This window comes from Stenotrophomonas sp. STEN023 (assembly GCF_056760135.1).
The window spans coordinates 1-10,024 of the sequence record NZ_JBRREF010000127.1; the positions used below are offsets into that span (position 1 = coordinate 1).

At 65.1% G+C, this 10,024-nt stretch carries 9 protein-coding genes; 8 read left to right on the forward strand and 1 reads right to left on the reverse strand.

Going from position 1 to position 10,024, the window contains the following annotated elements:
- The first annotated feature begins 175 nt into the window (after positions 1-175).
- From ACVOLV_RS21230 to ACVOLV_RS21265, 8 genes are all read left to right on the forward strand, one after another.
- Positions 176-1,081: a lipid-binding SYLF domain-containing protein gene (locus tag ACVOLV_RS21230; RefSeq protein ID WP_303748209.1), complete on the forward strand. Its 906-nt coding sequence runs from the start codon at positions 176-178 to the stop codon at positions 1,079-1,081.
- Between the two features lie 74 nt (positions 1,082-1,155).
- Complete coding sequence (gene tatA, locus ACVOLV_RS21235; protein ID WP_303748210.1) at positions 1,156-1,383, forward strand: Sec-independent protein translocase subunit TatA; 228 nt, start codon at positions 1,156-1,158, stop codon at positions 1,381-1,383.
- A 15-nt stretch (positions 1,384-1,398) separates the two neighbouring features.
- On the forward strand, positions 1,399-1,941 hold the full coding sequence (gene tatB, locus ACVOLV_RS21240; RefSeq protein WP_481556095.1) for a Sec-independent protein translocase protein TatB: 543 nt from the start codon (positions 1,399-1,401) through the stop codon (positions 1,939-1,941).
- Positions 1,938-2,684 carry a twin-arginine translocase subunit TatC gene (tatC, locus tag ACVOLV_RS21245; RefSeq protein WP_481556096.1) on the forward strand — a complete coding sequence of 249 codons (747 nt, stop codon included), beginning with the start codon at positions 1,938-1,940 and terminating at the stop codon, positions 2,682-2,684. Before tatB ends, tatC begins: the two co-directional genes overlap by 4 nt.
- Positions 2,685-2,782: 98 nt before the next feature.
- On the forward strand, positions 2,783-6,385 hold the full coding sequence (locus tag ACVOLV_RS21250) for a response regulator (protein ID WP_481556097.1): 3,603 nt from the start codon (positions 2,783-2,785) through the stop codon (positions 6,383-6,385).
- Positions 6,370-7,236 (forward strand): CheR family methyltransferase, encoded by an 867-nt coding sequence (locus ACVOLV_RS21255; RefSeq protein ID WP_481556098.1) that lies wholly within the window; start codon positions 6,370-6,372, stop codon positions 7,234-7,236. Before ACVOLV_RS21250 ends, ACVOLV_RS21255 begins: the two co-directional genes overlap by 16 nt.
- On the forward strand, positions 7,233-7,814 hold the full coding sequence (locus ACVOLV_RS21260; RefSeq protein ID WP_481556099.1) for a chemotaxis protein CheB: 582 nt from the start codon (positions 7,233-7,235) through the stop codon (positions 7,812-7,814). Before ACVOLV_RS21255 ends, ACVOLV_RS21260 begins: the two co-directional genes overlap by 4 nt.
- A complete protein-coding gene (locus tag ACVOLV_RS21265; protein WP_481556100.1) occupies positions 7,805-8,803 on the forward strand; it encodes a diguanylate cyclase domain-containing protein in 999 nt (332 codons plus the stop codon). Before ACVOLV_RS21260 ends, ACVOLV_RS21265 begins: the two co-directional genes overlap by 10 nt.
- 57 nt (positions 8,804-8,860) lie before the next feature.
- Here ACVOLV_RS21265 and ACVOLV_RS21270 read toward each other — a convergent pair whose 3' ends face one another.
- Entirely contained in the window at positions 8,861-9,763 is a 903-nt protein-coding gene (locus tag ACVOLV_RS21270; RefSeq protein WP_481556101.1) for a BPSS1780 family membrane protein, read from the reverse strand.
- Between the last annotated feature and the right edge of the window lie 261 nt (positions 9,764-10,024).

Here is a 10,024-nt window from a genome sequence, read left to right on the forward strand (position 1 = left end):
GGTGGGGGGTTTTCGTGCGGGCGCGCGTGCTGTCGTTTTTTTCCATTTTGCTTCTTGGCGCCCGTGGCCGCCCCCCCCCCACTACAGACGCTCCCGCTCACCACCTATTCATAGCCGCGCTACTAATTTCAGGCACTTGCGCTATCTTTCTATGCATCGACCTACGGAGTTACCCATGCGCCGCCTGCCGTGCCTCGTTCTGCTGCTGTCCGCGAGCCTGTTGTCCGCCACTGCTGTCGCTGGTCCGCAGGAAGATCAACGTGCCCGCAATGCGGTGCGTGTCCTCAATGAAATCCAGGACATCCCCGAACAGGCGATTCCAGACAAGTTGCTGGATGAAGGCCGCGCCATCATCGTCATTCCCGACACGATCAAGGCAGGCCTGGTGCTGGGCGGGCGTCGCGGCCATGGCCTGATGTCGGTGAAAACGGCAGATGGCAGCTGGTCCAATCCCGTATTCATCAAGCTCACCGGCGGCAGCATCGGCTTCCAGGCCGGCGTGCAGTCCTCGGACGTGATCCTGGTGTTCCGCAATGACCGCAGCCTGGACAACATCGTCAACGGCAAGTTCACCCTCGGCGCCGATGCCGGCGTTGCTGCTGGCCCGGTTGGCCGCAGCGCCGCTGCCGCCACCGATGGCCAGCTGAAGGCTGAGATCTGGTCGTGGTCGCGTGCCCGCGGTCTGTTTGCTGGCGTGGCGCTGGATGGTGCGGCATTGCAGATCGACGATGCCGCCAACCTGGACGCCTACGGCCAGAACACCACCCCGCGCATGATCCTGGAAGGTCGCCTGAATACTGCGCCGTCGTCCGATGTGGTGTCCTTCCGTGATCGTCTGGAAGAGTCCACCTACGCTGCGCGCGAAAAGCGTGGCACCCAGGGCAGCGCTGCTCCGCTGGCTTCGGCTGCACCGCGCAGCAATGCGGTAAGCGTGCAGGCACCGGCCAACAACGCCACCGGCAGCGACACCGCGACCACCGCACCGCTGCAGCAGGCCACGACTGAACCGGCACCGCAGCAGGGTTTCCAGCCGGTTTCCGAGGGCGAAATCCGCACCGAAAGCCTGGACGGCGGCAACTGACCTTTGGCATAGCGATCAGCTAATACCTAGTGCGCTATGCTCAACAACCTACACACAGATAACGCGAGCAGATCATGGGCAGTTTCAGCATCTGGCACTGGTTGGTCGTGCTGGTCATCGTGCTGCTGGTGTTTGGCACCAAGCGGTTGACGAGCGGCGCCAAGGATCTGGGCAGTGCGGTCAAAGAGTTCAAGAAGGGCATGCGTGACGAGGACAAGCCGGCTGCACAGCTGGGCGACGAATCGCGCGATGCCGACAAGAGCGCCGAGAAGCAGGCCGAGCACGACCGCGACGCGCGCTGATCCCGGGCGCACGACGTGTTTGATATCGGTTTCAGCGAACTGCTGCTGATTGCAGTGGTGGCCTTGGTGGTCCTCGGCCCGGAACGCCTGCCCAAGGCAGCGCGTTTCGCCGGGCTGTGGGTGCGGCGTGCCCGCAACCAGTGGGATTCGGTCAAGCAGGAACTCGAGCGTGAACTGCACGCCGAAGAGCTCAAGCGCAATCTGCAGGATGTACGCCAGTCGATGCAGCAGGCCGAGGCCGGGTTGCGCGACCAGGCCGGTGTGGTGCGCAGCGAGGCCGATGCCTTCAAGCGTGAAGTGGAGTTGCCTGAATCGGCCGCCGAGCGGGTGATCGAGCCACGCCCCATCGAACCACGCCCGGTGTCCTCTGCCGAAACCCCGGAAGTGACGGCGCCGGCGACGGAGCAGTTGTCCTTGCTGGAACCCGGCCCCGCTGAATCGGCTGCCGCACCTGCCAACGCGGCCAGCACCGATTCCGCGTTCAACCGCAGCATTCCGCTGGCCGATGTGCCCGCCGCAACCGAGCCGCTACCGCCCAGCCAGGAGCGGACGCCATGAGCGCGGAGTTCAACGAAAGCAGCCTGATCGAGCATCTGATCGAGCTGCGCTCGCGGGTGATGCGTGGGCTGGTAGGTCTGGGCGTGGTGCTGCTGGCGCTGATGCCGTTCTCACGCACCTTGTACACCCACCTGGCCACGCCGCTGATCTCGCAGCTGCCGGCCGGGCAGTCGATGATTGCCACCAATCCTGCCGGTGCCTTTTTTGCGCCATTGAAGCTGACCTTCTTCGCGGCCCTGTTCGTGGCGGTGCCGTGGCTGCTGTACCAGGCCTGGGCCTTCGTTGCGCCGGGCCTGTATGCCCGTGAGAAGCGCCTGGCGGTTCCGCTGCTGGCGTCGGCGGTTGCGCTGTTCTACATCGGCTGTGCATTCGCCTACTTCCTGGTGCTGCCGGCGGTCTTCCACTTCCTGACCACGTTCCGGCCTGAAGTCATCGCCATCACTCCCGATGCCAGCGCCTACCTGGATTTCGTACTGGCGATCTTCTTCGCCTTCGGTGCCAGCTTTGAGCTGCCGGTGGCAATGGTGATCCTGGTCCTGCTCGGCTGGGTCACGCCGCAGCAGCTGCGTGAAGGCCGCGGTTACGCGATCGTCGGTATCTTTGTGCTGGCGGCGGTGCTGACCCCGCCGGATGTGGTGTCGCAGCTGATGCTGGCGATACCCATGTGTTTCCTTTACGAGTTGGGTATACACGCGGCCCGTTGGCTGCAGCCGCGCGACCAGGGCAAGACGGCGGCGCCCTGATTCATCCGTAGCAGGCGGTTGTCAGCAATCTGCGCTATTTTCACTGAAAAGAGGCCGCGCGGATTGGCAGGCGTGGTGGTATCCCGGGGGACACCTGCATGACGCAAAAGAAAGAGAGCTGGATCAACAATGTGCCGCTGCTCAGCAAGATGCTGGCTGCCTTTGGCTTGGTCTTCCTGTGCTTCCTGGCCACCAGCGTGGTCAGCTACCGCACCTCCGGACGCGACGACGATGCGCGCCGCCAGGAGGGTGTGCAGATCGAGGTGATACGCCAGGTCGAGGACGCGATCCAGGCCGTGCGCCTGCAGCAGATAGCGGTCCGCAATTACCTGCTGGGTGACGGTGAGCGTCATCTGGAAACCCTGGCCCAGCAAGGCCGTCGCCGCGATTCGGCGCTGGCAGCAGCGCTGACCGCCGCCGGCACCGGACCGATGGCCGAGCGCCTGCGGCGCGCGCAGTTGCAGGCGCGTGACTGGGACAGCAATGTCGCCTCGGTGCTGCGCCCCACTGCCTCGCCGCAGCCACTCACCCCGATCCAGCAACTGCACGCACTAAGCAACGCCGGCCAAGGCAACGGCCTGGCCGAAGCGCTGGATGAAGTCTACGAAACCGAAGTGACCCAGCTGCTCAGCGATCGTGGCCAGATGAGTGACTGGATCGCGCGTGCGCACCAGATTTCGCTGGTGCTGCTGGTGTTGGGCTTCCTGATCATCGTTGGCACCTTGTGGATGATCTCGCGGCTGGTGGTGCATCCGATCAACCGCCTCACCGACAAGATGACGCGCCTGTCCAACGATGACCTGGACGTGGAGATCGACAACCTGCAGCGCAAGGATGAGATCGGCGAGATCGCGCGCGCGATGGAGGTGTTCCGGCGCAATTCGCTGGCTGCGCGCGACGCGAACTGGGTCAAGTTCGGTGTCGCCGAAGTGGGCGCCGAGCTGCAGACCGCGCAGACGCCCGACGACTACGCACAGGCGCTGGTATCGCAGATCGCGCCGCGCATCGACGCGCCGATCGGCGTGTTCTTCGCCTGGGACGAGCGCGAGCAGAAGCTGCAACTGCAGGGCAGCTATGGTTTCCAGCGGCGCAAGCACCTCGGCCTGCAGTACGGGCTGGGCGACGGCCTGATCGGGCAAGCGGCGCTGGAGCGCAAGCGCATCAGCGTGCAGCAGGTGCCGGACGAGTTCTTTGGCGTGCATTCGGCCTTGGGCGAGGCGCAGCCACGTCATCTGGTGGCGGTGCCGCTGCTGCTCAAGGGTCGCCTGCTGGGGGTGTTCGAGTTCGGCACCTTTGGTCATTTCAGCGCCACCCAGGAAGCCTTCATCGACAGCGTGTTGCCGACCGTGGCGTTGGGCCTGGACAACATCCGCCGTGCCGACGAAACCCAGTTGCTGCTGGACCACACCCGCGCCCAGGCCGAAGAGCTGCAACGCTCGCAGCTGGCATTGCAGACGCAGGAAGAAGAACTGCGTGCCACCAACGAAGAATTGCAGGGTAAGACCGTGGAGCTGGAAGAACAGGCCCAGCGCCTGTCCGCTTCCGAGGAAGAGCTGCGCGTGCAGGCCGAGGAGTTGCAGGCCTCCAACGAAGAACTGCGGCAGAAGACCGAGGTCCTCAACGAACAGAAGGATGTGCTGCAGGTGCTGCAGCGCGAAACCGAGTTCAAGGCGCAGGAACTGGCGCGCGCCAGCCAGTACAAGACCGACTTCCTGGCCAACATGTCGCATGAGCTGCGCACGCCGCTCAACAGCTTGCTGATCCTGTCCAAGGAGCTGGCCGAGAACGAGAGCGGCCACCTGGACGTGGAGGAAGTGGAGGCTGCCGCGGTCATCCACGACTCTGGTTCCAACCTGCTGCGCTTGATCAACGACATCCTCGACCTGTCCAAGATCGAGGCCGGCAAGATGGATGTGCATCGCGAAGAGGTGAAGATCGACGCGATCACCCGCGAGGTCACCCGCCACTTCCGCCATATGGCGATGGAGAACCGGCTGGAGTTTGCCATCGACGTCGATCCGTCGATGCCGGATGCGCTGATCACCGACCGCTCCAAGCTGCAGCAGGTGCTCAACAACCTGCTCGGCAATGCCTTCAAGTTCACCCGCGAAGGTTCGGTGACGTTGCGGGTGGCGCTGGCGGATACCGCGATGCTGACCCGCATCGGCGCCGCCGCCGACGAGCAGCACGTTGCATTGACCGTGCGCGACACCGGCATCGGCATTCCCGAAGAGCGCCTGGACTCGATCTTCGAAGCCTTCGAGCAGGTCGATTCCAGCACCAGCCGCCATTACGGTGGCAGCGGCCTGGGCCTGGCGATCGCACGCCGCCTTGCGCAGTTGCTGGGCGGCCAGCTGGTGGTGGACAGCGAGCAGGGCAAGGGCAGCAGCTTCAGCCTGGTGTTGCCGCTGCTGTCGGCCGGCATCAACAGTGCGATGGCCGCGACCCAGGCCGCCATCGAGCAGCGGCCGGCGCCCACGCCGGGGCCGGCGCGTGTCGCCACCGCGCAGTTGATTGATTGGATTCCCGATGATCGCCACGCCATTGCGGCGGGTGAGACGGTGATCCTCACGGTGGAAGATGATCCGGCGTTCGCGCGCATCCTGGTCGACCTGATCCGCCGCAAGGGCCACCGCGCGCTTGCCGCCGCCGATGGCGAGAGTGGCCTGGAGCTGGCGCGGCGTTACCGCCCTACCGGCATCCTGCTGGACGTGATGCTGCCGGGCATGGACGGTTGGTCGGTGCTGCAGCACCTCAAGCACGACCCGGTCACCGCAGCCATCCCGGTGCACTTCATTTCCGCCGTGGACGAAGCGGCCAAGGGCGTTGCGCTGGGAGCCGTCGGTTACCTGACCAAGCCGGTGGATCGCAAGGCGTTGGTCACGGCCTTCGACCATCTGCTGGATGTGGCCGGCAAGATCGTGCGCAAGTTGCTGTTGGTGGATGACGATCCGGATTCGCGGCTGGCGCTGACCCGTTTGCTGCAGGCCGACAATGTCGAGATCGACCAGGTCGCCTCCGGCGAGGAAGCGCTGGAGCGTATCGCTACCCATAGCTACGACTGCATCGTGCTGGACCTCAACCTGGGTGGCATCTCCGGCATCGAGTTCCTGGAGAAGGCCGCCACCTTGGTGGCAGTGCCGCCGGTGGTGATCTATTCCGGCCAGGACCTGAGCCGCGAAGACAGCCTCAAGCTGCGCCAGTACACCGACAGCATCGTGATAAAGGGCCAGCGTTCGCCAGAACGCCTGCTCGATGAAGTCAGCCTGTTCCTGCACAGCATCGGCTCGCGCGGCGCCAATGCCACGCCCTCCGATGACAACAACCTCGGTGGCCGCCAGGTGCTGCTGGTCGATGACGACATGCGCAATCTGTTTGCCCTGTCCAAGTCGCTGCGCGCGCGCGGGGTGAATGTGTCGATGGCACAGGATGGCTACAAGGCGCTGCAGCAGCTGCAGGAAAATCCGTCCATCGAGCTGGTGCTGATGGACATCATGATGCCCGGCATGGATGGCTACGAGACCACCCGCGAGATCCGCAAGCTGCCGCAATGGAGCAACCTGCCGATCATCGCCGTCACCGCCAAGGCGATGCACGGTGATCGCGACAAGTGCCTGGATGCAGGCGCCAATGACTACCTCACCAAGCCGGTGGACCTGGACAAGCTGTTGTCGATGATGCGCGTATGGCTGCAAAAGTAGGGCCGCGCACGCTGCAGGCGCAGCGCGATGACATCGACGATATCGAGGTCGATGCCTTCGTCGCGGCGATGTCGCGCCGGCATGGCTATGACTTCACCGGTTACGCGCCGTCCTCGTTGAAGCGGCGCGTGCTCGCCTTGGCGCATGCCTTGAACCTGCCCAGCGTCAGCGAGCTGAGTGCGCGCGTATTGCGTGATGACGACATGGTGCCGCAGGTCATCGCCAAGTTGTCGGTGCCGGTGTCGGAGATGTTTCGCAACCCGGCGGTGTTCCGCAAGCTGCGTGACGAGGTGTTCCCGGTCCTGGCCTCGTACCCGCAGATCAATATCTGGCAGGCCGGCTGCGCGCATGGGCAGGAGGTGTATTCGCTGGCCATCCTGCTGAAGGAAGCCGGGCTGTACGAGCGCTGCCAGATCTACGCCACCGACTTCAGCGATGAAGCCCTGGCCAAGGCGCAGGAAGGCATCTTCCCGATCCGCGATGCGCGGCTGTACTCGGAGAACTACCTGGCCGCCGGTGGCCGCCATACGCTGTCCGATTACTACCATGCCCGCTACGACTTCATGAAGCTGGATGAGCGGCTCAAGGAACGCGTCACCTTCGCCAACCACAACCTGGTCTGCGATGGCGTGTTCACCGAGGCCCAGCTGATCCTGTGCCGCAATGTGCTGATCTATTTCTCCGACGCATTGCAGGACCGGGTGCTGGGCCTGTTCCGCAACAGCCTGAGCCGCGGCGGCTTCCTCTGCCTGGGCAACCGCGAGTCGATCCGTTTCGCCCCCAGCGCCCGTGACTTCGTGCCGCTGGACGCCGAACTGCGGCTCTACCGCAACGCAGGTGGGCTCCTGTGAAAACCGCGTCCGGGCAGCCTCCACAGGCAGTAGTGGTGGGATGCTCGGCCGGCGGGCTGGCCGCCCTGCACCAGTTGCTGGGTGGACTGTCGGGGCCGTTGCCGGTGCCGATGGTGGTGGTCTGCCACAGCGGATCGGAGGATATGCGGGTGTTCTGCGAGCTGCTGGCCAGCCGCAGCGGCCTGCCGGTACAGGAGGCCGAGGAGCGCCAGCTGCCCGAGCCTGGGCGGGTCTATGTGGCCCCGTCCGGCTACCACCTGCTGATCGAGCGCAACGGCCGTTTTGCCCTCAGCATCGACCCGCGGGTGGCGTTTTCACGCCCTTCCATCGATGTTCTGTTTGAATCTGCAGCCGAGGTCTGGCGCGAGCAGGCAGTGGCAGTGTTGATGACCGGGGCAAATTCCGACGGTGCTGATGGCTGCGTGCGGATACGGCGCTCCGGTGGCACGCTGATCGTTCAGGATCCGGAAACGGCGCAAGTGGCTATGATGCCGGCGGCTGCATTGGAGCGCGCCGGCGCCGACTACTGCCTGCCGTTAGCCGAAATTCCCTTTTTGCTGGAAGCAATATGCTCGTGACCAAGCCGGCCGTAGTACAGCGGCCCAAGATTCTGGCCGTGGATGACAACCCCGCCAACCTGCTGGTGATCCGCAGGGTGTTGGCCAAGCTCGACGTGGAAGTGGTCGAGGCGGCCTCGGGCAACGATGCGCTGAAGGCCACGCTGGACGACGAGTTCGCGCTGGTGCTGCTCGACGTCTACATGCCGGACATCAACGGCTTTGAAGTGGCCGAGATCCTGTCGCAGGAAGAATCCACCCGCCAGACCCCGATCATTTTCGTCACGGCCACCTATGCCGACGACGTGCACCGGCTCAAGGGCTATGGCTTCGGCGCGGTCGACTACATGGCCAAGCCGCTGGAAGCCACCATCCTGCTGTCCAAGGTGCAGGTATTCCTGGAGCTGTACCGGCACCGGGTGGCGTTGCGCGATGCGCTGAGCGAGCTGTCCGAGCGCAACCGCCAGCTGGAGATCGAAGTCGAGCAGCGCAAGCAGATGGAGCAGGAAATGCGCCATCTGGCCATGCACGACATGCTCACCGGCCTGCCCAACCGCGCCTTGTTCATGGACCGGCTGGAGAGCGCCCACCATCGTGCCCAGCGCCACGGCGGCATGTTCGCGCTGGTGTACGTGGACGTGGACCGTTTCAAGGCGGTCAACGACACCTGGGGCCACGGTGCCGGCGATGCGGTATTGATCGAGCTGGCCGCACGGCTGCGCGGCGCGCTGCGCGAGAACGACACCGTCGCAAGGCTGGGCGGCGATGAATTCGCGCTGGTGCTGGAGGAGCTCGATGACATCAACGACGCCCGTCGTTTGATGGAACGGGTGACCCAGGCGTTGCTGGCACCCATGCACTACCAGCGCGACGGCGAGCAGCTCACCCTGAGCATCGGTGCCAGCATCGGCCTTGCCGCCTACCCCGCCGATGGCGCCGAAGTGGATGCGCTGCTGCACGCCGCCGACCAGGCCATGTACCTGATCAAGCGCAGCCGCGAAACCGCTTGAAACGAAAAGGCCGCGCATCTGTGCGCGGCCTTTCTGCAAGCGAGGTGACAGCCCGGATCAGGCTTCGAACACGTGGCCGCTGCTTACCGGCGGCGGGATCGGACCGCTGGCATCGGCCGGTGCCAGCATCTGCTTCCAGGCCGCATACACGGCACCTGCAAACACCGGCATCAAAATCGCCATCAGCAGCAACTGGGCGATGGCCATGGCGGCGCCCTGGCCGGCGATCAGGCCGATGAACAACGCCACGATGATCACCGCGAAATAGATCGCGAAGATGGCGATGAAGGCCAGCACGAAGAACACCAGCATCGCAGGCAGGTTGTGGATGCTGGCGCGCAGGCTTTCGCGCAGCGCGTGCATGCCACCGGAGCGTTCGAACATCACCTGCGGCGGCATCACGAACAGGGCAAGCGTCAGCGCGACGAAGCTGGCGATCAGCAACAGCAGCCACAGCAGGATGCGCCCGGCCGGCAGCGTCGCCACCAGTGCCTCGATCTGCGCCGGGTCCGGCTGTGCACCGGATTGGCTGAGCTCATTGAGCTTGACCATCACCACCGACAGCTGTTGCAGGCCGTCGGTGCCGACCAGCACCAGCAGCAAGGTGCCCAGCAGCAGAGCAGCGAACAGCTGTGGCAGCAGGGCCACCAGCAGATGTGGCGCGCGGCCTTCCTGTACGCCCTGCAGCAGGTGCGCAGGCTTGGCGGTTCGGCCCTGGTCGACCTCGCGGATCGCCCACAGCATGCCGCCCATGAACAAGGGGCCGGCCAACAACAGCAGCAGCTGCACCACGGTGCCCAGTGCCGGCACCAGCATCGACAGCGACAGCACCAGCGAAGTGCCGACGCCCCACAGGATGCCCAGCGAACCCAGCGCCAAAGGCGCACGCTTGAGCAGGCCAAAACCGGTCAGCAGCCATTCCGCACCGGCAGAGGCCGGTACCTTGCGAATCTCGCTCATTGCAATTCCGAAGCGGGGGAGTGCGCGGGCAACACGCCGGCGCTGTGCGGATTATCGCCTGAAACCCGGCTCGGGTTTATGAGGACAAAGTAACGGCGGGGCGGGGAGGGGGGGCTTTGCTTCTAGCGGTAGTGGGGGGGGGGGGGGGGGGGGGGGGGGGGGGGGGGGGGGGGCCGGGGGGCCGGGGCGCGGGGCGGGGGGGGGGGGGGGGGGGGGGGGGGGGGGGGGGGGGGGGGGGGGGGGGGGGGGGGGGGGGGGGGG

Coding starts and splice junctions, on each gene's coding strand:
- tatA (WP_303748210.1), top strand. CDS start 1,156: ATGGGCAGTTTCAGCATCTGGCACTGGTTGGTCGTGCTGGTCATCGTG.
- ACVOLV_RS21265 (WP_481556100.1), top strand. CDS start 7,805: ATGCTCGTGACCAAGCCGGCCGTAGTACAGCGGCCCAAGATTCTGGCC.
- ACVOLV_RS21230 (WP_303748209.1), top strand. CDS start 176: ATGCGCCGCCTGCCGTGCCTCGTTCTGCTGCTGTCCGCGAGCCTGTTG.
- ACVOLV_RS21270 (WP_481556101.1), bottom strand. CDS start 9,763: ATGAGCGAGATTCGCAAGGTACCGGCCTCTGCCGGTGCGGAATGGCTG.
- ACVOLV_RS21255 (WP_481556098.1), top strand. CDS start 6,370: ATGGCTGCAAAAGTAGGGCCGCGCACGCTGCAGGCGCAGCGCGATGAC.
- ACVOLV_RS21250 (WP_481556097.1), top strand. CDS start 2,783: ATGACGCAAAAGAAAGAGAGCTGGATCAACAATGTGCCGCTGCTCAGC.
- tatC (WP_481556096.1), top strand. CDS start 1,938: ATGAGCGCGGAGTTCAACGAAAGCAGCCTGATCGAGCATCTGATCGAG.